The 26,596-nt window shown below is 58.0% G+C and carries 16 protein-coding genes and 1 riboswitch; of the genes, 3 read left to right on the forward strand and 13 right to left on the reverse strand.

Going from position 1 to position 26,596, the window contains the following annotated elements; all coding sequences use genetic code 11:
• Positions 1 to 32: 32 nt before the first annotated feature.
• The 5 genes from ACSYSS_RS05200 to ACSYSS_RS05220 form a co-directional block, all read right to left on the reverse strand.
• Positions 33 to 836 (reverse strand): ABC transporter permease, encoded by an 804-nt coding sequence (locus ACSYSS_RS05200; protein ID WP_491703005.1) that lies wholly within the window; start codon positions 834 to 836, stop codon positions 33 to 35.
• Complete coding sequence (locus tag ACSYSS_RS05205) at positions 833 to 1,681, reverse strand: ABC transporter permease (protein WP_491703006.1); 849 nt, start codon at positions 1,679 to 1,681, stop codon at positions 833 to 835. Before ACSYSS_RS05205 ends, ACSYSS_RS05200 begins: the two co-directional genes overlap by 4 nt.
• On the reverse strand, positions 1,678 to 2,685 hold the full coding sequence (locus ACSYSS_RS05210) for an ABC transporter ATP-binding protein (RefSeq protein WP_491703007.1): 1,008 nt from the start codon (positions 2,683 to 2,685) through the stop codon (positions 1,678 to 1,680). Before ACSYSS_RS05210 ends, ACSYSS_RS05205 begins: the two co-directional genes overlap by 4 nt.
• Before the next feature lie 123 nt (positions 2,686 to 2,808).
• Positions 2,809 to 4,770, reverse strand: a complete 1,962-nt coding sequence (locus ACSYSS_RS05215; protein WP_491703008.1) for an MFS transporter — start codon at positions 4,768 to 4,770, stop codon at positions 2,809 to 2,811.
• Between the two features lie 353 nt (positions 4,771 to 5,123).
• Positions 5,124 to 6,614: an MFS transporter gene (locus ACSYSS_RS05220; RefSeq protein ID WP_491703009.1), complete on the reverse strand. Its 1,491-nt coding sequence runs from the start codon at positions 6,612 to 6,614 to the stop codon at positions 5,124 to 5,126.
• Between the two features lie 262 nt (positions 6,615 to 6,876).
• Positions 6,877 to 7,063: riboswitch (Lysine riboswitch) on the forward strand.
• A gap of 117 nt (positions 7,064 to 7,180) precedes the next feature.
• On the opposite strand from ACSYSS_RS05220, the gene ACSYSS_RS05225 reads away from it, so the two are divergent.
• The gene (locus ACSYSS_RS05225) at positions 7,181 to 8,764 is read left to right on the forward strand and encodes an amino acid permease (RefSeq protein WP_491703010.1); all 1,584 of its coding nucleotides are present in this window, start codon (positions 7,181 to 7,183) and stop codon (positions 8,762 to 8,764) included.
• 212 nt (positions 8,765 to 8,976) lie between these two features.
• Here ACSYSS_RS05225 and ACSYSS_RS05230 read toward each other — a convergent pair whose 3' ends face one another.
• The 3 genes from ACSYSS_RS05230 to ACSYSS_RS05240 all read right to left on the reverse strand — a co-directional run bounded on the left by ACSYSS_RS05230 (position 8,977) and on the right by ACSYSS_RS05240 (position 12,201).
• A complete protein-coding gene (locus tag ACSYSS_RS05230) occupies positions 8,977 to 9,618 on the reverse strand; it encodes a Type 1 glutamine amidotransferase-like domain-containing protein (RefSeq protein WP_491703011.1) in 642 nt (213 codons plus the stop codon).
• Positions 9,619 to 9,713: 95 nt separating this feature from the next.
• Complete coding sequence (gene proC / locus ACSYSS_RS05235; protein ID WP_491704233.1) at positions 9,714 to 10,508, reverse strand: pyrroline-5-carboxylate reductase; 795 nt, start codon at positions 10,506 to 10,508, stop codon at positions 9,714 to 9,716.
• A 325-nt stretch (positions 10,509 to 10,833) separates the two neighbouring features.
• A complete protein-coding gene (locus ACSYSS_RS05240; RefSeq protein ID WP_491703012.1) occupies positions 10,834 to 12,201 on the reverse strand; it encodes an alpha/beta fold hydrolase in 1,368 nt (455 codons plus the stop codon).
• A gap of 325 nt (positions 12,202 to 12,526) precedes the next feature.
• On the opposite strand from ACSYSS_RS05240, the gene ACSYSS_RS05245 reads away from it, so the two are divergent.
• Both ACSYSS_RS05245 and ACSYSS_RS05250 read left to right on the forward strand, forming a co-directional pair.
• Complete coding sequence (locus ACSYSS_RS05245) at positions 12,527 to 14,944, forward strand: sensor histidine kinase (protein ID WP_491703013.1); 2,418 nt, start codon at positions 12,527 to 12,529, stop codon at positions 14,942 to 14,944.
• 180 nt (positions 14,945 to 15,124) lie between these two features.
• Positions 15,125 to 16,000 carry a response regulator transcription factor gene (locus ACSYSS_RS05250; RefSeq protein ID WP_491703014.1) on the forward strand — a complete coding sequence of 292 codons (876 nt, stop codon included), beginning with the start codon at positions 15,125 to 15,127 and terminating at the stop codon, positions 15,998 to 16,000.
• A gap of 218 nt (positions 16,001 to 16,218) precedes the next feature.
• Here ACSYSS_RS05250 and ACSYSS_RS05255 read toward each other — a convergent pair whose 3' ends face one another.
• From ACSYSS_RS05255 to ACSYSS_RS05275, 5 genes are all read right to left on the reverse strand, one after another.
• Positions 16,219 to 17,220: an aldo/keto reductase gene (locus ACSYSS_RS05255; RefSeq protein ID WP_491704234.1), complete on the reverse strand. Its 1,002-nt coding sequence runs from the start codon at positions 17,218 to 17,220 to the stop codon at positions 16,219 to 16,221.
• A 379-nt stretch (positions 17,221 to 17,599) separates the two neighbouring features.
• On the reverse strand, positions 17,600 to 20,407 hold the full coding sequence (locus ACSYSS_RS05260; protein WP_491703015.1) for an ABC transporter permease: 2,808 nt from the start codon (positions 20,405 to 20,407) through the stop codon (positions 17,600 to 17,602).
• 88 nt (positions 20,408 to 20,495) lie between these two features.
• Positions 20,496 to 21,395 (reverse strand): ABC transporter ATP-binding protein, encoded by a 900-nt coding sequence (locus ACSYSS_RS05265; RefSeq protein WP_491704235.1) that lies wholly within the window; start codon positions 21,393 to 21,395, stop codon positions 20,496 to 20,498.
• Between the two features lie 273 nt (positions 21,396 to 21,668).
• The gene (locus ACSYSS_RS05270) at positions 21,669 to 22,823 is read right to left on the reverse strand and encodes a LacI family DNA-binding transcriptional regulator (RefSeq protein WP_491703016.1); all 1,155 of its coding nucleotides are present in this window, start codon (positions 22,821 to 22,823) and stop codon (positions 21,669 to 21,671) included.
• Positions 22,824 to 23,102: 279 nt separating this feature from the next.
• Positions 23,103 to 26,309 carry an alpha-mannosidase gene (locus ACSYSS_RS05275; protein ID WP_491703017.1) on the reverse strand — a complete coding sequence of 1,069 codons (3,207 nt, stop codon included), beginning with the start codon at positions 26,307 to 26,309 and terminating at the stop codon, positions 23,103 to 23,105.
• Positions 26,310 to 26,596: the final 287 nt, after the last annotated feature.

Genomic DNA, 26,596 nt, shown 5'->3' on the forward strand with positions numbered 1-26,596 from the left:
TGTCCTTTCTTGCAATGGGTTGGCTCTGCAGGTCAAACGGCTTTCCTGGTCAGCCGGCGGAAGGCAAGCGCCCCGATAAGAACCCAGAGGGCGGCCACCAAGGTCGATGCAATGATGGATGAGACCGAGGCAATGTTGCCCAGGTCCCTGGCTGCCGATGCAGTCGTGATCAGGGCCAGCGGGTAGGGCATGGCCAAGGTGGGGGCTACGAGCGTGAGGGCGCAGCCGGCCAAGGTGAGCAGGAGCATGATGGACATGGTGGATGCGAACGACCCGGTCCTGGCGGCGATGGCCTGCGTCAGGGTCATGATGGCCCAGACTGCCATGATCATGGGGATGGCCCCCAGGAGGTAGGGACCGATCTGGGACAAGCCGAAGCCCGCGTTCATACCCATGGCGATGAACTCCAGCTCGAAGACGGCGACAGTCATGAATGACGCAAATAATCCGTGGAGCATCTTACCCGCTATGGCCGTGCCGGCTGTCCCTGATGCGTTCAATCGCTGCCAGTTGCGCCCCTTGTGTTCGTTGGCTTCGATTTGGGCGGCAAAAGCGGCGACCAGAGTCGGCATGAAGACCATGCTGCTCAGGAGGATGGCCTGCCCCCAGACGGCAGTCCAAGTCACCCCTTGGGCTTGGAACTCCCGACGGTAGCTGACGTATTGGTCCCAACCGAGGAACATGCCCATGGCATCGAACAGCACGGTGGCAAGCCAGTACCACAGGTTGCCGGCCTTGCGCATCTCCCAACGGAAGGCCGCCACGACGGAGGGGCGTTCGCGGATTTTGCCCGTTCGACTGTTAATTGCGATGGTGTCGATTGTGTGCTTGCTCATCGGCGTGACTCCTTTACTATGATGACGAATGCCGAAACGCCGGTCCAGACGATGCAGGCGACCAGGCTGACCAGCACCAAGGCCCAGGGGTTGGCGACGAGTGTCATTCTGGCGTAGCCGTCCGGCGTGGCCGTGGCCAGGAAAGGACTGGCGGCCGAGCTAATGCCGGCCGGGAACAGCCAGCCCAGCCGCGCCACGTTCATCGGCCCCAGGCCCGAGCCGACTAGACCGGCGATCACGCCTACACCCAAGCCGACAGCTTGCTTGCCGATGGTCATGGAAAGCATCAGCTGGACGGCTGTTACGGCCATGCATGACAGAAAAACGATGACGACCGGCGCAAGCATCAGAGAAGGCAGGTCACCAGAGGATTCGAAGCCCATCACCGAGGCCGCCAGAGGCGTCCATATCAGGGGAATCACAAACACCAGGGATAGGGTCGCTCCCGCCACCGCCAGTTTGGCGAGGAACCTGCCGACCTCCCCCTGCCCCAAGGACCGCCATTTGAGATCCATGCGTTCGCCGGTCTCCATGACGGCCAGCCGGCTGGTGAGCAGGGCGGCGAGGATCGGGGCCAGCAGGCTGACGATATCGTAGGGTTCACCTTGCGCCAAGGCCACGGTGCGTGTCGCCGGCTTGTCATCGGCCCGGTCCATGAGGGCGAATCCCGACCACAGGGAGACCAGGGCGATCATGCCCATGGCCATCCACCAGAAGGATGAGCCCTTCAGCTTGCGCACCTCCATGGAGATGAGCGTCAACGGGCTGCTAGAGCGCATGGCTCCGGCGGCCTCATATTTCCTGGAATCCACGGATTTCAGGGTGTTTGCAGTGATGGTACTCATTGCGAAGCCCCCTGCCTCAGTCCGTTCTGCGACGCATGGGCCTGGGGACTTTCCACGAGTTCCAGGAACGCCTCCTCCAGGCTCTTGCGTTCCGAGGCCACACGATAGACCTGCAATCCCTGGGAGACCAGCCGGGTGACTAGATTCCCGACTTTCCGGTCATCGAATTCCGGAATTCGCAAGGTCCCGCTTTCCTCAATATACTTATAGTCGATGCCGTCGCGCTCAAGCGTGGCTGCCGCCAGCCGAGGGTCGGAAACGCGCAGGTCGATGTGCCCCTCCTCACGCAGATCCTCTAGGGAGCCCTGATAGAGCAGACGACCCGCGGCGATGACGCCGACCACCGGCGCCATTTTCTCGATCTCGGAGAGGATATGGCTGCTGATGATGACCGTGACGCCTTCACTGGCTGCAAGGTCGATGATCATCTGACGCACCTCGACCACCGCCTCGGCGTCCAGACCGTTCGTCGGCTCGTCCAGAAGCAGTAGTTCCGGACGGGAGATCAGCGCCATCGCGATGCCAAGCCGCTGCTTCATCCCCAAGGAATAGTCCTTGGCCTTGCGATCGGCGAACGCCGCCAAGCCGACCTTAGCCAGCACGTCCGTTGCGGCCGAACGCTGCAACCCCAGATAGTCCGCCACCATGCGGCAGTTGTCGAGCCCGGAAAGCCCAGGATAAAAGCTCGGGCCCTCGATCATGGAACCGACCCTCCCCGGCTGAAGCCGGTGCTTACCGCCGATGTGCTCACCGAGCATCCACATATTGCCGGCTGTAGGCGCAGTCAGGCCAAGCAACAGCTTCATGGTGGTTGATTTTCCGGCACCATTGGGGCCAAGCAGCCCGTAGACCCCGCCCATCGGCACTTGAAGGTTCAGACCATCCACGGCTCTGAATCCCTTATAGTCCTTGACCAGCCCCTGTGTAGCCACCGCGAGTGCAGGTCGTGCCTGTTGATATCCGTTCATCGATTCACCTTCCGGTTTGTATGTCTTGACTTCCATACAAGCCGAATGGTGACGCCCACGCCACCGCGATGCCGGAACTGTCCCCCACAGTGGACACCCGAGCCAGGCAGGGGCTCAAATTACACCACTACCGAAGGGTTCGAAGCATCACATCACCTCTCAGGCGGCATCAGGTTTCTGATTGGAATCCACTTCCCCTTTAATCTCGGCCTCAATCTTCTGCCTGAGCTCGATCTCACGCTTCGTGGGCTTGGCCAGCTTCACGTTTTGCGGCTGCTGAGGCAGCGTCTGGCCGGCTGGGATGTCGACGGCTATGACCGGCATCGGCATCTTGGAGGTGTCGATGAGCGGGTTCTCCTCCTGGGTTTGCACCAGCTTTGCCGCCTCCGCGTCACTCTCCACCGTGGGCATCGAACCCGGCATCGGTGCCCTGGCGCTCTCGCGCATGCAGATGGCCGCGATGAGGCTGAACACCGCGAAGAACATGATGTAGAAGCCGGGCATGTCATGGTTGCCGGTGATGGAAATCAGCGCCTGCGCCACCAATGGTGTGGTGCCGCCGAACAGCGAGACCGCGAAGTTGTAGGAAAGGCCCATGCCTGAGAACCGCGACTCCGTGGGAAACAGCGCCGGCAGAGTGCTGGCGGAGACCCCTGCATAGCAGGCAATGGGAATGGCAATCATGACCAACGCACCCTGGATCCCCCAGAACGTACCCCTATGCAGCAGTTGGAACGCCGGATAGACGAGGAGGAGCGTCAGGATCGAGGAGGCGAAGTAGATGGGCTTGCGGCCGATGATGTCGGAGAGATGACCCACGAGCGGCAGGCACAACGACATGACGATGAGGACCGGAACCGTGGCCGCGGCAGCCATCGTCGTGCTAGTGCCGACCTCCTCCTCAAGATAGGTGGGCATGTAGCTGGTAAGGATATAGCCGGCGGTGTTTGTGGCCGCCACGATGGCGATGGCGATGAGCAACCGGCGCCAGTGATACTTGATGACATAGGGCATGGTTCCGGGCGTATCCCACTTCGAGGGTTTCGCCGTTTGCACCGATGCCGGCGTGGGCATAGTGGAGGCCGAAGCCACACCACCCTGCACCGAGACACCGGCCTGTTCACGTGCCTCACGCGCCTCGGCTATCTTCGCTCCGACCGCCTGTGCCACCTCCGAACGTTTCTGATGCTCGGCGAACTGCGGGGTCTCGGGGATGCGCGTACGCAGCGCGATGGCGACGATGCCCAACGGAATGGTGATGAGGTAGGGCACTCGCCAGCCGAAGTCGACCATGGAGTTCGGACCGGCGAAGTGATTCGTGACAACGGTGGTGATGGCGACCGTGGCGGCGCCGAACGCAGACCCCAAATAGGAACCCAGGTCGAGCCAGGAGCTATAGAAGCCGCGCTTGCGATCGGGCGAGAACTCGGCGATGTAAGTGGTGGCGCCAGCGTACTCACCGCCCGTGGAGAAGCCCTGCACCATCTTGAGCAGGTAGAGAGGAAGAATGGCCCAGACCCCGATCTGCGAGGCTGTGGGCAAAAGGCCGATGAGACCGGTGGAGACGGCCATCATGCCCATGGTCACGAACAGCACCTTCTGCCGGCCGTATTTGTCTCCCAGCGGCCCCAGCACGATGCCGCCGATGGGCCGCACTAAAAAGCTAATCGCGAAGCCAAGCAGCATGACGAGCAACCCCAGGCTCTGCGGCATATCGCCCGTGAACACCTTCGACATGGTCACCGCCAAGTAGCCATAGACGCCGAAATCATACCACTCCATGAAATTACCCACAACTGTGCCGGCGATGGCAGTCTTGAGCGTGGCCGGTTTGACTACGGTTACATCCTTGCGGCGCAGATGATTACGGCGGATAAGCACCCGCCGAGTCTTGGGTGCCTTCCTGGCATCGATGTTCGTGGAGACCGCTCTCGGCGAGCGCCTTCTCAAACGACCAATTGCCCTCTTTCGCTCATGCTGCCCGGCATCACCACCTAGTGGATGCCCCGCATGAGATTGAACGGCCGCAACCTCCCCTGTTCGTTCGGATTCTTCACGGATGCTGCCTACAGTGGAATCCGCCTCTTGTGGAATCAAATGATGACGTCGAAAATCAGTCACCGTGCCTCCGTTCCTGTATGGGCTTGCAACAACCCCATGGCAACTCGGGTAGGGAACGCTTTATCCGCGATCTCCTAGTGCCGAAGCGTTCGTTCTGCTCCGGCCAAACGAGAAACATCGTCAATATATGCGCGCATCCTGTATCTGCAATCAACACAGCTCACGTTGTGACGACATACCAAAGACGGTTTCAAACCGCCAATGCATAACCTCTGTACCATAGCCCAAAAGTACCAAAACCTCTGTGCGATAAATAATCATTATAACACTGAAGACTTCGACGTTCCTGATTGCTACGCGACAACATCGCCGCATGCTTACGGAAGTGGCGCCTCCAACCACTTCCCTACAAGCTAATCGGTCTCGGCCTCGCTCTCCACGACAGGCCTCGCCCCGGGCATCGGCTTCTTCGCGGTCTCCTTCATGACGACTGCCGCCACCAATCCCAACACCGAGAAGAGCATGATGTAGAAACCGGGCATGTCATGGTTGCCGGTGGCGTTGATGAGAGCCTGTGAGATCAACGGCGCGGTGCCCCCGAACAGCGAGACCGCCAGGTTATAGGAAAGCGCCATACCCGAAAAGCGGGACGCCGTGGGAAACAGTGCTGGCAACGTGCTTGCCGAGACCCCTAGGTAGCAGGCGATTGGGATGGCTATCATCACCAACGCACCTTGTATGGCCCAGAATGTGCCGACATGCAGCAACTGGAACGCTGGATACACCAGAATGAGCATCAGTGCGGCACCGGCGAAATATAGCGGCCTGCGCCCTACGATGTCGGAGATCTTGCCGATGAGCGGCAGGCACAGCGACATGATGATGAGCACCGGAACGGTGGCCACCGCCGCCATCGTCGTGCTGATGCCCACCTCCTCCTCAAGATAGGTCGGCATGTAGCTGGTGAGCAGATAGCCTGCGGTATTCGTGGCTGCTACGAGGCAGATGGCGATGATGAGGCTGCGCCATTGGTGCTTGACGACGTAACGCATGGTGCCAGGAGTGTCCCACTTCGAAGGTTCGGTGCCAGACACGTCAGAAACATCGCCAAGTCCATTCCTCCCCTCTGCCGCAATCTGATCCTGTGCTTGGGCACAGTCCGCGTCATCGCGCTGCTGGTAGTCGGTGAACTGCGGGGTTTCGGGGATGCGCGTGCGTAATGCGATGGCGAGAATGCCGAGCGGCACGGTGAGCAGGTAGGGCACACGCCAAGCACCATTGAGCATTGCAGCAACTCCGAAATGGTTCGCCACCACAGTGGTGAGCGCCACGGTGACGGCCCCGAACGCAAACCCCAGGTAGGAGCCCACATCGAGCCATGCGCTGTAGTAGCCGCGCTTCCTATCGGAAGAAAATTCAGCGATGTACGTGGTGGCACCGGCATATTCGCCGCCTGCCGAGAAGCCCTGCACCATCTTGAGCAGGTAGAGCGGCACGATGGCCCAGGCACCGATCTGTGAGGCGGTGGGAAGCAGACCGATGAGACCGGTGGAGACGGCCATCATGCCCATAGTGAAGAACAGCACCTTGCGCCGGCCGATCCTGTCGCCGATGGGCCCGAGCACGATGCCGCCGAACGGGCGCACGAGGAAGCTGACGGCGAAACCGAGCAGCATAACGATCAGGCCGAGGCTCCGGGGCATATTCCCCGTGAACACCTTCGACATCGTCACCGTGAGATATCCATAGACGCCGAAATCGTACCATTCCATGAAATTACCCACCACCGTGCCGGCGATGGCCGTCTTGAGCGCCTTCGGCTTCACCACAGTGATGTCTTGTGGTCTCAAGCGCCGTTGAAGCGTGGAAGACGTACGCGCGTCTTGCTGATTTCCGTCGTTCATATGCCCTACCTTACGATTATTTCGCCTGCGACCATTACCGCTCAAAGTCTGCTGAATTCGCCCAATGATAGCCACTCCACTATATTTTCCGAATCCGCACTCAATATGTCATATAGCCCCAGTTGAACTCGCGACAACCAAAGCAATACAGTAAGTATTCAATCCCATTGCAGTAAAAAGCCAAAGGCAATCAGATACGGATATCATCTATGAACAAAATCTCAATGATTGTCTAGAAATATTCGTAGACTGGCCAACGTTATCATTCAGAAGAGGTTGCCGAATTCATCAGTACGCAGGCCGAGGCGCACAGGCACCGATGACACCTTGCGGAAAGGGGATGCGGCCGAAACGCTTGCAGACCTGCAGACCGCGAACGTTGGGACCGGGCCCAATAGACTCGGGACTGTCGCGGTGGAGAAGCTTCACTGCGGAGCGCTATTGATGGATCAGCCCTCAAACTCCTCCATGGTGGCAGGCTTTGAGAGATTCGGCCCTCTAGCCACACCATGACGGCGTGTGGCTCATCATCGCGACTTCTTCCTCAGCCGAGGAGACGGACGCACATGCAGGCAGATACTGCACAACCAAGCACTTGCACAAGCACCACGCACCCGGGGGACGACGCAAACGCCACAACGCAGGAACCACACGATGCGCATGCGCAACAGGAGAAAAGCCGGAAGCCAGGCCCAGCCTCGCGACAAGGCTCTGCCCCACGTCAGGGCGGTGTGCAACGGAGACTCAAGACCCGCCACATCTCCATGATTGCACTCGGAGGTTGCATCGGCACGGGTCTGTTCATGACCTCCGGCTCCACCATCTCCAACGCGGGTCCGGGAGGGGCGCTGGTGGCCTACCTCGCCATGGGCGCCATGGTCTACTTCCTCATGACCAGCCTCGGCGAGCTGGCCACCAATCAGCCGGTCTCCGGTTCCTTCGCCACCTACAACGCCAAATACGTGGATCCGGCTCTCGGCTTCGCCATGGGCTGGGCCTACTGGTTCAACTACGCCATCACCGTTGCCGTCGACATCTCCACCGCCTCGCTGCTCGTCAAGTTCTGGCTGCCCAACTCCCCCGCTTGGATCTGGAGCGCCATCGTACTGGCAGTGATCTTCATCATCAATGCGGTGAGCGTCTCGACGTTCGGGGAGACGGAGTATTGGCTCTCCATGGTGAAGGTGATCACCGTCGTGGTGTTCCTGGTGCTGGGATTCGCCATGATTTGCGGCATCATGTTCCATCCTGCGGCGGGGCTGAAGAACTTCACGCTTAAGGGTGCGCCGTTCGTAGGCGGCCTCCCCGCTGTTCTTAATGTGTTCCTCATCGCCGGCTTCTCCTTCCAAGGCACCGAGATGATCGGCGTGACCGCAGGCGAGTCGGACGACCCGGAGCACGCGGTGCCCAAGGCCATCAACAGCGTGTTCTGGCGCATCCTCATCTTCTACATCCTCGCCATCTTCGTCATCGCCGCGCTCATCCCCTACACCAGCCCGAATCTGCTTGCCTCAGCGGGCGGCGATGTGGCGATGAGCCCCTTCACTCTGGTCTTCAAACGGGCTGGGCTGGCCTTCGCCGCAAGCCTCATGAACGCCATCGTGCTCACAGCAGTGATCAGCGCTGCGAATTCAGGCATGTACGTCTCCACACGAATGCTCTACTCGCTGGCCGACGAAGGACAAGCACCAAAGATGTTCGCCAAGACCACGAAGCGCGGCATCCCACTAGCCTCGCTCATAGCCACCACCATCGTCGCCCTGGCGGCCTTTGCCACCTCAATCTTCGGCCAGCAGTTCTACATGTGGCTTGTCTCCGCCTCGGGGCTCCTGGGATTCATCGCATGGATTGGCATCGCACTCTCGCACTTCCGTTTTCGCAGAGCGTTCATCAGGCAGGGCCACCAGCTCTCTGAACTCAAATACCACGCCAAGCTCTTCCCCCTAGGCCCAATCATCGCCCTGGTGCTGTGCATCGTCGTAATCGGTGGGCAGAACATCGGTGCCTTCGCAGCCTTGGATTGGAAGCAGATCGGCATCACCTACATCGGTATCCCGCTCGTGCTGGTGCTCTACATCGGCTACAAAATCAAGTACCACACGCACATCATCCCCCTCGAAGAAGTGGATGTGAGCCCCATACGGGAGTAATCACCTAGATATTTTTCCTATTTCATCAGCGTTTTCGTTCAGAGGGGACTTTTCTGAATTTTTGAGAATGCCGAGAAATCAGATTGTTGGCATTCCGCCATTCTTAATCCTTATCTTCCGCTAGGTTGTAGGAAAAGTCCCCTCTGAACGAACATGAGAGTAAATCCGCTCCTAATTGAGCTGGTTCGCAGCATTGATTAATGCCAAGACCCTTAGAACATGACCTTTTCGTTGGCTTCGCCTCGCACGATGATGGCCTCACGATCGGTGAGCGGCATAAGCTCCAAGGCATTGCCCACCTTGCTGACGATGGCGCTGGCAGCACGCCCTAAAAACGCAGACCCCACATGCGGAACGACCCGGAAATCAACCAGTGCAAGGCCGCGGGTGCTCAGCAGCCCCAGGCCTCTGGAAGGGTCGTCCATACGACGTATATAGCTGATGTCAGGACCGGCGACCACGGCGCCTGCGGAAACGCCGATGTACGGCTTGCCCGCGAACACCTCGTCAGCCAGCACCTGCGCAGCCCCACTGTGGCGCAGTTCTCTCAATAAGTAGAACGTATTGCCACCACCCACATACACCACATCGGCGGCATGGATAACAGTCCGAATCTCAGCGACACCAGCCTTCGCCACATCGAGCACATGCACTCGAAATCCAGCTCGCTTCAGCTGTCGCACGGCCATCGGTCGCCACGCCTTGATGTGTAAACGGTCGCCGAGGTCGGCGGTGGGAATATACGCCAGACGCAGACCGGAAGCGGAATCATCGGCAACGGCACTTTCAACACCCAGCCGCTCGAATGCCTGAATCGCCGTATTGAGCCGTGAGGCCAAGACCAATCTGAGCATCCCATCACCTCTCGCGCAGAACAACCAGGCAATCGCCGCGCAATCCAACACCGTCCGCAGACACGTTCGACAGGCACGTTGCCCAGCATAAAAAATCAGCCGTTTTCGATGGCATCCACGCCGCGGATCACCGCACCACGGAAACCGGCCTTCTCCAGCTCGGTGACGCCTTTGATGGTGGTACCCCCAGGCGAGCAGACCGCATCCTTCATGGCTCCGGGGTTCACCCCAGTCTTCAGATACAGCGCGCCCACACCCTCGACCATCTTCGCCGCCAGCCGGTAGGCAGAGCCACGCTGAAGGCCGTATTTCACACCGGCATCGGCGAGCGCCTCGATGTACATGGCAGTGAAGGCGGGAGCGCAACCAGCCACGGACGAACCGATGTCCATCAGTTCAGAATCGACCCGCTCGATCAAAGCGATGGGACTGAACAGAGCCTCAAAGACCTCGGCTTGCGCTTCGGTGAGCGTGTTGGCGTTCTCAGTGACGAAGACACCCTGCCCCACTTCGACCGGCGTGTTGGGGATGACGCACTGCACATGGGCATCTTTGCCGAGCATGCCCTCGTAATAGTCAAGATTACGGCCAGCGGCCACAGAAACAACAAATTTTGCATCGGTCCTGAGACCTTCGACCACATCGGCGAGCGCTGTCTCAATCTGATTTGGCTTGACCGCCACGACCACCACGTCGGCGGCGGCCACGGTCTCCTTGGCATCGTGCGTGGCACGGGCGCCGATGGCCTCAGCCGACTGCTGCACCTTGTCGAAGTGAACGGCGTTGGCGACAATCTGGCTGCCGCGCAGCACTCCCGCGTTCACCAGTCCCTTGGCGATGCTCTGTGCCATGTTGCCGAAGCCTACGAAGCCAACAGTGAGTCCGCTCAGATCCTTGCCCATTGGATGCCCTTTCCTAAATCGCTGATTTTTCATACACATCGAGTCTAACTGAATTTCACAGCCTTGGCGAACTAGAACAACGTTCCAAGGACACTAACAGCGATATCGCTCCTGATTGTTATCGGCTGAGATGAACTTTCTCCGAATGTTCAAACAAAGCGTCCCATGACCGCGGTGGGGCGGAATAAGCTTTTCCGGGACACTCAAGGCCGTTGAAGCCACGCCTACGCCCGAAAAAGTTTATTCCGCCCCACCACTCGTTACGTTGTAACCTTACGTTTTGTATTCAACAGCCATGCAGCATGCAGCGAATCTAGAACAGCTGCTCCAGGTCACCGCGGTTCAGGGCTTCGTTGTACAAGTGCGCGAAGACCGTGCCGCCGTTGTGCAGTCCATCGTGCTCGAACTCGTTGGTGACCCAAGCATGCGAGTTTCCCACGCGCGAAAGCGTGTCGAGCTGGAGGTCGGAAGGCACATACATGTCGTCGAAATACACCGCGGCCTGGAGCGGAACCTCATTGCGCTCCAGCTGATCGGCATCGTAGACCTTGCCGAAGTGAGTGTCCCGCATGAGCAGCTCAACCGCTCCTTTGAACGGCTTCAACGCCTTCTCCTGCTCGAACATCCATGGGAATGCGGCCTCGCCGGTGAAGAGCAGCGGGCGGTGACCCGTCTCGAACTGCGGCAGACGGTCGCGCACCTGTTGGGCAGCCCAACCAGTGGGTGCGTCTAACTCGCCATTGGCGTAGATGGCCTCCTGCAATGGCCAGTAGAACGGCGTCGAGGCGGTGGCATTCATCACCGAGGTCAGGAATTCATCGGAAAGCGGCGAATCGACATTGGCCGAACCGTTGACGGCTGCGAACGCCGAATCCATGATCCAATGTAGCCGCTCGAAGCTTGGCTTCATGCCGAAATCAGAGCCCAGACTCTGTAACCGCTCCACGCCCAGCGGGTCGCCATTGGGCAACGTGATGGGATGCCCGTCCGTTTGTGCTCCGGCAATCTTGTCGGCCACCATCGCCACGCGCTCCACGTCCTGGGGGTAGCGCTCGTAGTACTGCATCGTCTTACGTTCCATGCGTGGAAAGGTGTGCTCGTAGACTTCAACGGCATTGGCAGGTACGTGAGGAATGCCGCCGGCGGTGAAGCTTGCAGCCACGCCCTCGGGAAAGGCAGAGAGGTATGCGAGCGTGAGGAACCCACCGTAACTCTGGCCGAGTGTGACCCACTTGCGGCCACCGAACTCGGTGAGCCGCAGATGCTCGAAATCGCGGATGATGGAACCGGCGAGAAAATGCTTAAAATACTGCTCCTGCGCCTGCGCCGAGGGGATGCGTGCGAAGATGTTCGAGTCGATACGCGATGAACGACCCGTGCCACGCTGGTCTGGAAGCACCACACGGAAATGTTTGATGGCCTCGGCTATCCAACCGTCGCTGGACGGGCTGATCGGCCTAGGGCCGGCACCCCCTGGCCCGCCCTGCAGAAACACCAGCAGAGGCAGGTCGTCATGCGCATGCTCGGGAGCGGTGACCACGCGGTAGAAGAGGCTCAACGTCTCGCCGTCATCGTCATCAACCCCCCTGCCAGGTGTCTTGCCGCTCCAATCGAGTGGCACTTTGATGGAATGGTCCTCCACATGCAGACCGGGTACATAGTATTCACACAGCAACGTCACGAAATCACTCCTCCTGATTACGCCTCTCGGCGCCTTCCCATCGCTTAACACTGTACATCACCAGGCATGAGCGCACCACCGATGATGCATATAACAAGTACATCAGTCTATGCAAGGCCCCAGCACCCTTGCAAGGTTCATATTGCAGGGTCCATCCAACTATCATGATGGTGCGGCATCCCAAGTTGAGTATCCCATTGTAGGAGTCCACCGTCTCATATCCCACGGAATCGCAACCGCCCGAACCCAACCGAAACTGCTTTGGAGTGGAAAATCATACGTGTGACGGATGGCATTGCCATGCCTGTTGCGTTAGCCTTGCAGTATGAAGAGAACGCAGCGCATGGTAATATGGGCCAGCAGGCACCGGGTGTTCAACGATTGCCTGCTCGCCGTCGCATTCGAGCTGCTCTCGTTAGTCATGACCGTGCCCTACCCGCAGCCCGGCATCCTCTTCACCATCCGCAGCACTCCGGCCATCATCGCCTGGACCACCGCTATAGCCGTCCCTGCAATATTCCGGCGAACACACCCCGAACCCAGCGCCCTGGCCTTCGCGGCAGTGGCGGCACTGCAGCTCATCGTTGGCCCAAGCCTACTGCCGGTCGATGCGCTGGCCGCAGTGATGATCTACTCCGTCATTGTGTACGGACGCCCCGAACGTTCCAGACTGTACATTCTGCTGGCCTCATTGGTGGCTGTCTGCGTGCCCGCCACCGCGGCATGGTCCGGAGACATGGGTCCGTTGCCTATCACCGGTCGGCAGCAATACCACTGGCCACCCAATGCCTCGTGCCAAACGGCATACACTACAGGAATAAGCCCAGACTGCGGCCGCGACCTACTCCGCAATTGTGGTCAATACGCAGCGGTGACAGCCGTCGTCATCATAGCGGCTTGCGTGATCGGCTTCTGGCAGCGCGCCAGACGCAGGACCATACGTATACTGCGGGAGCGAAACGAGGCGATTGCGAACCGTCAACAGGATGAACGGCGCATCGCTCGCCTGGCCGAACGGGCACGGATCGCCCGTGACATGCACGACGTGGTGGCCCACACACTCTCCACCGTCATCGCCCAGGCGGACGGGGGCAGATACGCCGCCACGCACAATCTCGATCTGGCGGAGCACACCATGCAGACCATTCGCACTGAATCCGCAAGGGCTCTGAACAATATGCAAGGTCTGCTGGGTGCATTCGGGTCGGCCAGCCATCATGACTACGCCGACATCGCCGAATTGATTGACGAAGCGCGCGGCAACGGCATCGACATCACGCGCACGCAGACCGGCACACCGGAGTCAGACCGCCTGGCCTTCCAAACCGCGGCCACGGCCTTCCGCATCGTTGAAGAAGCGCTAACCAACGTGCGCAAGTACGCCGGCACGGGCGTGCACGTGACCATCGGCGAACGCTGGAATGCCGACACACTCCAATTGACAGTTCACGACGACGGTCGAGGTGCGGCCGCCGCTTTGGACGGACACAGGAGCGGTTACGGGCTGATGGGCATGCGCGAACGCGTCGAAAACTTGGGTGGCACCTTGCAGACCGGGCCGGGCATCAGCGGTGGATTCACAGTGGATGCCACCATCCCCTACCAACCTGCAGCCGCCAACCATGCCGTCAATATGACCGGCACCACTGATGCGGCTGGCACCGTCACAGACCACACTGTCGAGGCAGATCACACTGTAGAGACGCGACGAATTACGGTCGCAGCGGAAACAACCGAGGCAGAAAGAGACACCTCGGATGCACAGCGTGCGCGAATGATCATGACAGGAAACCGCACCAACTTTGTGGAGAAAGCGGCACAGTGGGCCGAACGTCATTATTTTGCTGTGGACGCGTGCACTGCGGCAATCGTCCTTGCCGCAATGACCATCTGGAATGACTTGGACATCACCGTCAGCATCAGCTATGAAACAGGGGATATCATCGGCCCGCCGAGCACACGGCTCAACGTATTCCTCGCAGCCGCCTTGTTGTGCATCGCGTTGTCCTTCCGGCGACGGTTGCCACGCTTGGGCGCAACGATGGCTGTGGTATTGGCCGCCATGGATATTGTGTTTGCGCCGACGATTCCAGCATCGGATCTGCTTGCCTTGGTGCTCCTGTACTCCGTCTGCCTGTATTCCGACCGCACGGCCCGAATATCAGCCGGTTTGGCGGCCCTGGCCGACTGTATGCTGTTTGCGGGAAAAGCGCTGTTGAGAACCAGCGGCTACGCTTCGCTGTTCGACAAAATCATAGGTATCAGACGGTGGCACTCGGTCTGGCGTCCTTCAGACGCCAGGGAGGAATTCATCGCCACACTCATCATCTCGTATGGCATCTGCCTGGCCATCATGGCCTTGGCAATGTGGCAACGGCTCAGCAACTCGAATGCCATGGTGCTCAGATTGCACGCGGAGGCGCTCACCGCCGAACAGGAGCGAAACAAGGTGTTGGCCGCCAACGAGGAGCGTAGGCTCATCAGCTCGCAAATGCAGCAGGATGTGGCTGATGCGCTCGGATCGGTGGGCGCCCAGGCTGATGCCGGGCTTGAGTTGCTCAGCGACATCGGGAAAATCGACGATGCCGATGCACAGCTCATCGCCCAGGCATTTACGTCCATCGCAGCCCAGGGACGCAACGCGTTGAAGCACATGCGCGGTCTCCTTGACGTTCTGCGGCAAACCGAGGAAAGCCCAGCCGATGCACACAACGAACCAAGGCTCCATCCCGTCGAATCCTGAATCCTGGCACAGGGCGAGACGAACCCAGGCAAACGAATGCAGGAGTACAACACCTTGAGTAATGGAATGGCAACAATGGCTGGACTCGATTCCCTGTAGCCACAACTACTGAGCCAACTTCAGAGCAGCCCTCCTCAATGAAAGCCATGGTTGTTCCCTCAAGAATGTTACAGTGATGATATGAGCGAAACACAAGCGATACGAGTTCTTATTGCCGATGACCAAGAGCTGGTACGAGCGGGGTTTGCCATGGTAATCGACTCGCAGAACGACATGCAGGTGGTGGGTCAGGCAGAAAACGGAGACAAGGCAGTACAGCTCAGCGAGGAGCTGAAGCCCGACGTGATGCTGATGGATGTGCGCATGCCCGGCATGGACGGTATTGAAGCCACGCGGCGCATCACAGCCATGCAGGGCGATGATGCAAACACGAATGCGAATCACGGCGCGGTGGTGGATGGCGTTGGCGCTCCCGATGCGGACAAACCTGGGCACGCACACGACACCAAGGTGATCATCCTCACCACCTTTGATCTCGATGAATACGTGATGAGCGCCATCAACGCGGGGGCCTCGGGATTCCTGCTCAAAGACACCGAGCCGGAGACGCTGCTCGCTTCCATCCGAACCGTGTTCCAAGGCAATGCCATCATCGCTCCGAGCGCAACGAAACGGCTCATCCAGAAGATGAGCGAACAGGGGCGCGCAGGCGTTGCCGGTGGCAGCACCACGGTCTCAGATTCTGTACCTTCGCATGGTGACTCGTCGCAAAACGATACTGTTGCCATTGGCGTCAATGACAACGCCGATAGCACACCGCAAGGAACCAACAGCCGACCTGAACCTTATATAGACCCCGAACTCAATGACCTGACCGAGCGCGAGCGCCAGGTACTCATCGAGGTGGCGCACGGGCTGTCAAACCAGGAGATCTGCGAAAAACTGTTCATCAGCATGCCCACGGTGAAGACCCACGTGGCGCATGTGCTGGCCAAAATCCATGCCCGCAATCGCGTGCAGGCGGTCGTGTTCGCCTACGACAATCATCTTGTGTAGACGCATTCCCTTTCAGGCAAGTTCCGAGTTATGCACAGGCACCCCTTGTTCCGGACACTCAAGGCCGTTCGGCCAAGCCTACGCCGGAACAAGGGGTGCCTGTGCATAACTCTTCATGTCAAAGGGGCTCATCGTGCTAGCGCAGGGGCGAGCAGACTCTTGGTACGGATTACATGCGTAACCCATAACCAACCCATCATGCCGCAGCAGCGATTCATCTAACCCTTGGCAATGGAGTCGATGGATGCAAGCTCTTCAGCTGTAAAATCAGTGTTATCCATGGCCTTAAGGTCGTCGAGGATCTGCTCGGGGCGGGAGGCACCGACCAGCACGCTCGTCACGGCATCGTCATGCAGCAGCCAAGCCAGCGACATCTGCGCCAAGCTCTGACCACGATTCTGAGCGATCTCATTGAGTTTGACAGCCTTACTGTGATTTTGCTTGACTTCCGAAGCATCCATCTCGCCATGGGCCGCACGCGAATCAGATGGGACTCCGTGCAAATAGCGATCGGTCAGAATCCCCTGCTCCAGCGGTGAGAAGGTGATGAGCCCCTTGCCCAAACGTTTCGCGGTGTCCTTGAGTCCATTGTTCTCCACGGTACGGTCGAGGATGTTGTAACGGTTCTGGTTGATGATGAACGGAATGTGCAGCTCGTCGAGAATGGCGGACGCTTTTTCAAGCGTGGGCCCGTCATAGTTGGAGAGGCCTGCGTAAAGGGCCTTGCCGCTGCGCACCGCACGAGCCAAGGCACCCATGGTCTCCTCAAGCGGCGTCTGCGAATCCATGCGATGGTGATAGAAAATGTCGACATGGTCAAGGCCGAGACGCTTGAGACTTTGGTCAAGGCTGTTCAGTAAGTACTTGCGGCTGCCCCAGTTGCCATAGGGGCCTTCCCACATCTCATAGCCGGCCTTGGTGCTGATGACGAGCTCGTCCAGATGCCCAACGAAATCCTTACGCAGGATGCGGCCGGCATTCACCTCGGCGCTGCCCGGCTCCGGACCATAATTATTGGCGATGTCGAAGTGGGTGATGCCGTGGTCGAACGCAGTGAACATCATATGGCGCATGGTGTCAAAATTACCGGTGTCACCAAAGTTATGCCATAGCCCCAGCGAAACTGCCGGAAGCTTGAGCCCACTTCGACCGCAACGGTTATAGGTCATGGTGTCGTATCTGTTTGCCGCAGGTACATAAGTCTTCGCGTAATCAAACATCATTGTCTCCTTTTGAGTCGCTGTAACGTATCGCATCAATACTAACGGCATTACCACCACAATTGCCGCCAACCAAGCCAAGAGTCACGAGTAGAGAGGAAAGCCTATCGAAACTGCGTCATTTAGCCAAATTCGCAGCACCTTCTCCGAGCCTATCAACAGAGCTCTGCGCCGCTCGGAAACGCACCTTCCTCGCACATAGCCGATTATCTCAAGTAGGCATTGAGCTGGCGTAGGCGTGGCGCAAGCGGCTCTAGTTCACCAAAAGAACCCTATATCCATATGTAGGGTGGCGCGCTGGCATAAGACTTGGCTGAGCGGCCCGGAGCGTCCAGCGCAACATCACTATGTGGATAACCGCGGCAGTACCTTGAAGGGACTACGCCTCCGCAAGCGCCTCCACAGGCGGTGTCTTCACTGCTCTGCGCGCCGGCAACACACTGGCCAACAGTGCAGCAAGGATAGCGATGACCAGCATGATACCATTGGTCTTCCAGTCGAATGGATAGGCAACATCCCCATAGACGCTGAACACCATGTAGCTGCCGAGCCAACCGAACCCCGTACCCAAGATGACGCCGAGCACACCATTGACCACGGAGATGAGCAACGCCTCGATTGCCAACGAACGCTTGAGCTGACTACGAGTCATGCCGATGGCCCGCAATGTGGCGGATTCACGCGTGCGCTCGATGACCGAAAGGCTCAACGTATTAGCCACACCGATAAGGGCGATGAATACGGCAACAGCAAGCAACCCGATGAGCAGCAACATAATCTGATCGATCATCTGATTCCACTGATACCGGTCGGCCGCCGGCCCGTTAATTTGGACATCATCACCTTGGGGCATTGCTTTCTGCAGTGCCTTGAACACGTTCATGTCAGAGGAATTCTTGAGCTTGCCGATGAGCAGATGTTCGTCGGCGTGCAGATCCCCATTGCGGAAGTGGTCCATACTCACGAAGCCAATGGCACCGTAATAGTTGCCCACCTGCCGGAAATCAGCCTGAACCGTATGCAGCGTGAGGGTCTTGCTCGCCGCCCCATCACCTTTGCCAGCAGCCGTTCCCTCCAACTTGATGTCTGAACCGACCTTGAACTTGCCGTTGGCAGTGTCGTTGGATGTCTTCGGCAGCAGCACTGTGTCTTTATCAAGACTCACTTGCCCAATGTCGGCACGAAGCACGGATTTGAGGTCCGAGACGGACTCCACACCGACCAATACAATCTGGAAACCACTGTTCCCATAGGAATTCTTGATGGACTCAGTACTCATGTACGCGGCGGGCATGTACAGCGTCTTGGAAACGCCTTTGACATCTGAAAGCTTGGCGGCTGCAGCCTTGGTGAGTCCCTGGCCTTGGGCCGACATATCGACACTGTAATGAGAGTCAAGCGTGTTGGCAATGGTCTGCTTGCCGCTCGCAGCACCAGTGGCGATAGTTGAGACCAAGGTGACTCCGATGAGCAAAGCGACGCCAGTGGCCGCCACACGTCGTGGATTCTTCTGGATGTTGGCATTCGTGATATTCGCACTGGGTCCGATATTCGCAACGATTGCCCCGATGCCGCGCATTACCACCGGCAACCAGAACGTGGCCGTGATGGCAAGACCGAGAAAAATCAAAATGCATCCCCCGATGGCCCCGAGCAACGCGACCATGTAGGTACCTTGATTACTGGTTGCGATATTGCCGGTGCCATTGATGATGGAAGGCATCAGGCGCGCTCCCGAAATGCACAGCACCAAACCGACCAGCACCATGAGAACGCCAAACACCTTACGCACGCGTCCGGCGGAACGGGATTCTGCGGTCTCAAATGGGCGCAACGCCTCAAGAGGAGTGACACTGGTGGCGCTACGGGCGGATGAGATGGAGGCCAACACTGTGACGATAACACCGAAGACCAATGGCACCCAGACCACAGGCGCAGTGACGATGACGCGCATGCTTGCACCGTCGGAATTCATCACACCCGTATGGCACAGAATCTCCATGACGGCGACACCCACGCCAATGCCAAGCACCGACGCGATAGCGCCCAGGATTCCCGCTTCCATGAGTACCGAACGATAGAGCTGGCCTTTTTTGGCACCGATGGCCCGTAGCAGGGCAAGGGTTCGACGCCTCTGAGCCACCATAACCTGGAATGTGTTTGCAATCACCAACGCGGCCACGAACATGGCAAGGATACCGAAGACCAGCAGAAATGTCGTGACGATGCTGGTGCCGGAACCGCTCAAGCCACGAATAGCCTTGTCGGCCACATCCTGACGCGTCGAAATGGTATATCCCTTGGGAAGCAGCTTCTTGACCGTGGCCACGGCGCTGCCGGTCTTGGCTTGGTCAATATCCAACAAGAGGCCACCGGAAAACGGCACCTGATTGAGGCTTGCCACCGCCTCACTGTCGACGAACACGTCCTTCGAAACCAGCGAGGCCCCAGCAAACACGTTTGAGGTGTCTTTCGTCAGCCCCACCACCTTGAGAGTATCAGTGCTAGATTGGGCTGCAGATCGCTGACTGCCTTCTTCGCTTGAGGCGTTCGTCGCGTCGCCAGACCCGTCGGAACCAAACAACACCTGCACTGTTGAGCCAACACCGACATGAAGGGTTTGCGCCACACTCTCCTGCAAGGCTATTTCGTCATCACCCTGCGGTTGGGTACCGCTGACCAGATGAACAGCCAGAACCAACCTGTCGGAGGAACTGAGCATGGCGTAGATACCAGCTCTGTTGCTGCCTTTCGAAACCGTAAGGCGGGTCTGCACCTCGGGCATCACCGCTTTGATGCCATCGACCTTCTGCATGGCATCGATATTGAAGTCACCTACGGTAAGCTTGTTCCCAGTCGAGGTATCGCTGTCATCTTGGCTTGTCGCCGTAGAATTCGATTCGCTGTTGCCTTGAGACGCGCCATCATTGGCATCATTGGAGGATTGATCTGCATCCTCGGATTCCTTTGCACTCGACCCACCATCCGTACCTTCCGCACCCAGAGGATACACCACATGCGTCGATTGGGCGTATTGTACGGTCAGCTGGTTTGCCAACGAATCCTGTAGGGAGTTGCCAAACAGGAACGTGGCTGCAATAAACGCAGTGCCTATCAGTATTGCGATACCGGCAGGAACAAGCATCTTCCCGCTTTTTTTCATCAGTTTCAAAGTTATTGACCACATATCGTTTTCTCATTTCGTCAACGCCACTACTTCGCATGGTAGATGCCTATAGCAGTGGTGACACAAAGACTGAATGGGTGGAGGTGAATTATTCGTTCAGCTTGGGGTATTGCGTCGATGCCGCATGGCGTCCCGCACGCCGGCGCTGTGGCACCGAGTCCTCCAGAGATTGTTCGATCCCGCCATTGGATGTACTGGCACTGCGTGTGGCCTGTTCTCTTTCTTCCATCAAGAGATTGCTCATCTGTTCGGCACCAGGATGATTGACATCGGCCACGATGCTGCCGTCTGCAAAAACTATGGCACGGTCCGCGTAGGAGGCAGCCACCGCGTCATGGGTCACCATGACGATGGTCTGTTCTAGCTCCCTGACTGACTGTTTAAGAAAGCTCAGTACCTCTGCACTGGAAACCGAATCAAGGTTTCCGGTGGGCTCATCGGCAAAGACGACCTGTGGCTGGGTGATGAGCGCGCGGGCGATGGCCACACGTTGCTGTTGACCGCCGGAAAGCTCAGCAGGTCTGTGCTTGAGGCGATTGTCTAATCCCAACGTATGCACCAGCATGGCATACCATTGTCTGTCGGGTTTTTTGCCGGCAAGGGTGAGTGGCATGAGAATATTCTGCTCGGCTGTGAACATCGGCAACAAATTGAAACTCTGGAAAATAAAACCAATCTTGGTACGCCTCAGTTCAGTGAGCTCGTTGTCGCTCAACTTAGTGATATCCCTGCCTCCCAAGAGGACCCGCCCGCTGGTGACCGAATCAAGGCCGGCGAGCGTATGCATCAACGTAGACTTTCCAGAGCCCGATGGCCCCATAATCGCGGTGAACTTACCTTGTTCGAAACCGATGGAGACTGTTTTCAGTGCATGGACCAGATTCTCTCCACGCCCGTAATCCTTGACCAAATCGATGGCCTGAACGGCGAATCGTGGCTGTGAACCCTGTGTCTTTGACTGCTGCTCAGTGGAAGAGGCAACCAACATATCGTTACGCTGAGTCATGGCCTACTCCTGTATATTGAATTCCTATTTTCATCTCATTCAATACTAACAAAAACGATGGCTGTCCGTATCGTGCCAAGGAACGAATTTACCGAGCCTTCCTTGGCCTCGGGTCTCATCCCTAGGGATGAGACCCGAGGCGCCGGCCCACGCGAACAAATATAGCAGGCATGTTCGTCCATACAATACATATGACCTTGCAAAACATATAACCGCGCTATTCTACAGAACCCGCAATATGTGGCGCGACGACAGTCACTGCACATTCCAGCTTGTGCTTTCACGCACAACAAGGCTTGGAGCCAGAATGCGTCGATTGCCCGCCACATGTTCGTCGTTCAAATCCTTGAGCAACAGGCGGGCGACCTTTTTCCCATATTCTGCCGGGTCTCGGTGTACGGCCGTAATCGAAGGGTAAACGGCCTGGCAAACGAAGCTATCCTCGAAGCTTACGATGGCGGGCAAGTGATTGAATGGCACGCCTTGACGAGACGAAGATGGCCGAGTCTCCGATTCGTTGTTCTCAACCGACCCGCCTTCAGACCCATCCGAACCTTCAATCCCCAGTATAGCGGCGTGATCCTGATACATAAGACCCTCCAAAGCCCTCTGACTGGCTGCGGCCATGGTCTCGTTCTCGTAGATAAATGCAGTCGGAGGCTGCTCACCTTGCATCAGCCCACACGTTTTCTCGGCGGCAACCTGCGCATCGAATTGCGTATAGACCACTGTGGCAGCCTCAAGATGATCTCGCTTGGAAAGGTTGGTGAACGAGGCGATACGGGCCTTGCTGTAGTCCAGGCTCTTATCACCGGCAAAATAGGCGATACGGCTGTGTCCGGCCTGGACCAGATGCTTGATGACCTTGGCCATGGTGCCGGAATCATCGATGGAGAGTGAAGGAATAAGGTTGCCGGGGTCAGGACCACCGGCAAGCACCGTACGTATGCCAATGTCGTGCAGCAGTTTAGGACGTGGGTCATTCGACCGCAAATCCACCAGCACCACTCCATCAACACGTTTACGCTGACCCCAATCCTTATATGTCTCCATTTCCTCTTGCAATGAACCAGTGGGTTTGAACAACAAGCCATAGCCCTTGCGGCTCAACGAATCATGCAGGCCCGACATGAAGTGCAGCATGAATGATTCGGACTGCAGATTGCTGTGTGAACGCGAAGGCGCGAAACCAACCGTCATTGTCTTCGAGGAACTCAATGCCTGGGCTGCATAGACCGGACTCCAACCGAGCCGTTCCACAGCCTCCTTAACCCGTTTCTTGGTCTCCTTGGATACGCCTGGCCGGTCATTGACCGCAAACGACACCGCGGTCTGGGAGATTCCCAAATCGTCAGCTACATCCTTGAGACTGATGCGTCCGTGACGGGTATTCGCCGCTCCTTCTGTCATCCCCACTCATCCCTTTCGGCCCGGAAACGCACTGAACCATGCACATCGCACAACATTCACCGTTCGATGCCGAATTGCATGCAATCCGCAGCATTCGCAGATTCGACACAGTCTCTTCGACATTTGCACTAAACCGATTTATACCATACGTCAGCTACCAGCTCAAGGCGAATCCCGATATATACGATGATGGTGGCAGGCAATCAATGCTGCCTGCCACCATCATCAATCCGCTTCAACAATCAACCAATCATGTCTGCGACGGTCATCGGACGAATGCTACCCGGCATGATTTGCCGTGTGAATGCGCAAGGTGGCCAATTCGAAGGGTTCCAGTTCAATGGGCGCCCCCTGAGCCTTCTGCGACCCCGGTTCGACGGCACAGGCCAAATCGTCGTCTAGCTTAGACTCCTCAAGCAGATTGACTTCCTCGACCTGGCAACCTTCAAGCTCATTGCACACATGCAACTCACCCTTGGCACGACCACCTGCAGGCTCATAAAGACGCAGAACAACGTCCCCGGAACCATCATCGGCCATCTTGACCCAATCGAGGACGATGCTGCCCTCACTGGCCTTGATTTGAGCCAACGGTTCCACGGCGGGCAGAGAAGGAAGCACAGGCGCGTTCATCCGCGAAGCCTCGGCAAGCACCGAATCCAGATCAGCCCCGGCCATGACGGACCAAGAGTAGCTGTGCCCACCCTGATCGGTGTGTGGATCGGGGTACAACGGCGCGGAGAGCAACGAGAGACGGAGCATGGTGCCCACCTGAGCACCCTGGGCCGCCCCTGTATCGATGGGGCTCACATCTGAACCGTACGTCGACCCATTCACGACAGCCACGCTGTAATCAGGGCCATTCAGACGCACGAAACGACGTGTGCAACTTTCGAACTTGGCTTCGTCGGCGGGCGTGTTCTTACGAATCGGACGCTCCACCAGGCCATACTGGCATTCGTACTGGGCGTTTGTCGGTGTCAAGGCAAGCGGCAGATCCACCTTGAGGAACTGCTCCTTGGTATGCCAATCGACATGGACGTCGAAATCGAGTGTACGACTGCCGGAGCGTAGGGAGATGCGGGTTTGGATGCCGACATTCGGCGCTTTGGTCTCCACGTTCACCACGGCCGACCCGTCGGACCTGCCGGCGGAATCGAGGACACGGGAATCCTTGATGACGTTGGCGGTGAGGAACGCGTCGCGCTGGATGTCCCAGGCATCCCACTGATACGGCTGATCGGTGAGCAGCTCGTAACGGCCGAGAACTGTGCCCTTTGGCACCAGCTCACGATTCGCCCTGATGTCCAGAATAGAGGTGACGGAGCCATCTGCGGTCACCGTGGCACGAATGACGCCGTTGTCGAGCACCGTGCCGTCGCCTTCGTGGCTGATCTTGACAGCCTGATTGTCTCCAAGCTCAATGGCACTCTGCGCATCCGCATCGCTGACCGGGTTGGAGGCCTCCACAGCAGCAGGAACGTGCGCAGCCTGGCGCACAGTCCAGGCCTTGTCAGGATCGTCGGTAACAGAAACGATGCGAGCATTGACCACCTTGGCCGTGTTCGGCTCCGCCACCAGGATGGCGTCTCCCGCCTCTTGAGCGATCTGCGCCAAACGGGCGATGTCGCGCGCATACTCCCCACGTGCCTGACGGCACACCCACGCAATGGCTGAGCCAGGGAGAATGTCGTGGAACTGGTTGAGCATCAGCGTCTTCCAGATGCGGTTGAGCTCGTCGGTAGGGTACCGATAGTTCGGGTTACGAACCACAGCCGAGGCGCACATATACTCGGTGACGCGCAGCATGTTCTCCTCACGGCGGCAGCCACGCTTCATCTCCTGCTGGGCGGTGAGCGTTCCGCGGTGCAACTCCAGATAGAGCTCGCCCTGATAAGTCGGGGTCTCACCCTCACCGTGGTCAACGATGTCCTCGTGCACCTTGTCAAACAGCTCGTCAGGAGTACCGAAGTCGACACGCGGCACGCCGTCCAGGTCCTTCATGCGGTGGATGGCGCTCACCATCTCGCGCGTGGGGCCGCCGCCACCGTCACCGAAACCGTAGAGCATGATGGCGTTGCGCGAAAGGTCCTTATCGAGATAGTTCTTCTGCGAATACGTCAGGTCATGGGCGCTCATGCCCACATCGTATGAATCAGAGGGCGGGAAGTGGGTGAGGATGCCCGTGCCGTCAATGCCCTTCCAAATGAAGGAATGATGCGGGAACTTGGTGGTGTCGTTCCAGGAGATCTTCTGGGTCAAGAACCAGTCGAAACCGGCACGACGGGCAATCTGCGGCCAGGCACCGGTGTAGCCGAAGCTGTCAGGCAGCCACACACCATGCGGCTGGACGCCGAATTTCTCCTTGAAGTAACGCTGGCCGAAGCTGATCTGACGGATGAGGGATTCACCATCCGGCAGCATGCCGTCAGACTCGACCCACATACCACCGACCGGGATGAAGCGGCCTTCCTTGACACGCTGCTGCACGCGCTTGAAGAGGTCGGGGTGCTCCTGCTCGAGCCACTCATACTGCTGGGCCGAGCTCATGGCGTAGATGTAATCAGGATCCTCGTCCATCAGCGCCAGGGCATTGGCCACAGTTCGGGCAACCTTGCGGTGGGTCTCGCGCACCGGCCAGAGCCACGCGGAGTCGATGTGGGCATGGCCGACGGCCACATGGTTGACGACGCTGGACTCTGCCGGCTCCGCGAGCACACCGGCAAGCAGGCGGCGAGCCTTACCAAGCGTGCTTAGATTTCGCTCGTCGTAAGCATTAAGACTGCGCTGAAGCGCCTTGGCAAGCTGCCAATATCTCGGGGAATCCGTGGACTGCTCGCGCATGACCTGACGCACGATCTCAAGATCCTCGTAATAGCCGTATGCTTCTTCGTTGAGCGTGCAGACATCCAGCTGGCTCAATGTGTAGGGGTCGTCCGGCTTGCCAGTAGCGCATTCACCACGATCCGTGGGAGCGTAGTGGGTGGGGCCCTCCACAAATGGGTTGGATGCGGCTTCCATGTAAAGTGTGAAACCGCCGTCCACGTCGATGTCGCAATGGCGAGTGCCGTCGGCATCGATCAGTGGAATCCAAGGGTTCTTGGGATGAGCGGACTTGATGGCTGTGCCGTCGGCGCGATAGAACATACCCTCGGCCTGGAAGCCGGGGCCTGCAATCGTACGCCAACCAAGATTGACCATGAGCTCGACCTTCTTGCCCTTGGCCGCTTCGAGGTCCACCTTGCCGCTGACCTCGAACCATGTGGTTCCCCAGAGCGTGCCCCATACGCCAGGCACTTGGAATGGTTTGAAATCGACCTCGCCGGCGCGGACCTTCTTCAGGAACTCGCCTGACGGCTCCGGCTCACCCGGGTTGTCGAACGCACGCAGCGTGCAGTGATCCATCACAGGATGGATATGCGGCAGAAGCCTCTGCTCCATCACCCTGTCACATCGGCTTAATTGTTGGTCCGGTACAAGAAACATCTATCGGTTCTCCTCAATCATTGTTTGTTGTTGCGGCATCGTTGCAGCACCAGTAAAGCTGGCACTAAAACGCTTTAGTCCAATTATTGCAAAGCCCTATTTAAAGTCAAACTCGACACGCAAGATTATACACAACTTTGCCAGCCTATCCCATCTTGCATCGTTTTAACGACAGTATCTCGTTCAGATGCTTCAGCACCCACATATGACAGTGGGTGCAAACTTTTAGAGCTAGTACCCACTGTCAGATAATCTGCGCGGAATGAGGCGGCAAGACCACTAATACC

The sequence above is a fragment of the Bifidobacterium sp. ESL1118 genome (assembly GCF_058505595.1).

Excerpts from the sequence above, each read along its gene's own strand:
- ACSYSS_RS05200 (WP_491703005.1), bottom strand. The coding sequence starts at position 836 with ATGAGCAAGCACACAATCGACACCATCGCAATTAACAGTCGAACGGGC.
- ACSYSS_RS05205 (WP_491703006.1), bottom strand. The coding sequence starts at position 1,681 with ATGAGTACCATCACTGCAAACACCCTGAAATCCGTGGATTCCAGGAAA.
- ACSYSS_RS05210 (WP_491703007.1), bottom strand. The coding sequence starts at position 2,685 with ATGGAAGTCAAGACATACAAACCGGAAGGTGAATCGATGAACGGATAT.
- ACSYSS_RS05220 (WP_491703009.1), bottom strand. The coding sequence starts at position 6,614 with ATGAACGACGGAAATCAGCAAGACGCGCGTACGTCTTCCACGCTTCAA.
- ACSYSS_RS05225 (WP_491703010.1), top strand. The coding sequence starts at position 7,181 with ATGCAGGCAGATACTGCACAACCAAGCACTTGCACAAGCACCACGCAC.
- ACSYSS_RS05230 (WP_491703011.1), bottom strand. The coding sequence starts at position 9,618 with ATGCTCAGATTGGTCTTGGCCTCACGGCTCAATACGGCGATTCAGGCA.
- ACSYSS_RS05245 (WP_491703013.1), top strand. The coding sequence starts at position 12,527 with ATGAAGAGAACGCAGCGCATGGTAATATGGGCCAGCAGGCACCGGGTG.
- ACSYSS_RS05250 (WP_491703014.1), top strand. The coding sequence starts at position 15,125 with ATGAGCGAAACACAAGCGATACGAGTTCTTATTGCCGATGACCAAGAG.
- ACSYSS_RS05255 (WP_491704234.1), bottom strand. The coding sequence starts at position 17,220 with ATGTTTGATTACGCGAAGACTTATGTACCTGCGGCAAACAGATACGAC.
- ACSYSS_RS05260 (WP_491703015.1), bottom strand. The coding sequence starts at position 20,407 with ATGTGGTCAATAACTTTGAAACTGATGAAAAAAAGCGGGAAGATGCTT.
- ACSYSS_RS05265 (WP_491704235.1), bottom strand. The coding sequence starts at position 21,395 with ATGTTGGTTGCCTCTTCCACTGAGCAGCAGTCAAAGACACAGGGTTCA.
- ACSYSS_RS05270 (WP_491703016.1), bottom strand. The coding sequence starts at position 22,823 with ATGACAGAAGGAGCGGCGAATACCCGTCACGGACGCATCAGTCTCAAG.
- ACSYSS_RS05275 (WP_491703017.1), bottom strand. The coding sequence starts at position 26,309 with ATGTTTCTTGTACCGGACCAACAATTAAGCCGATGTGACAGGGTGATG.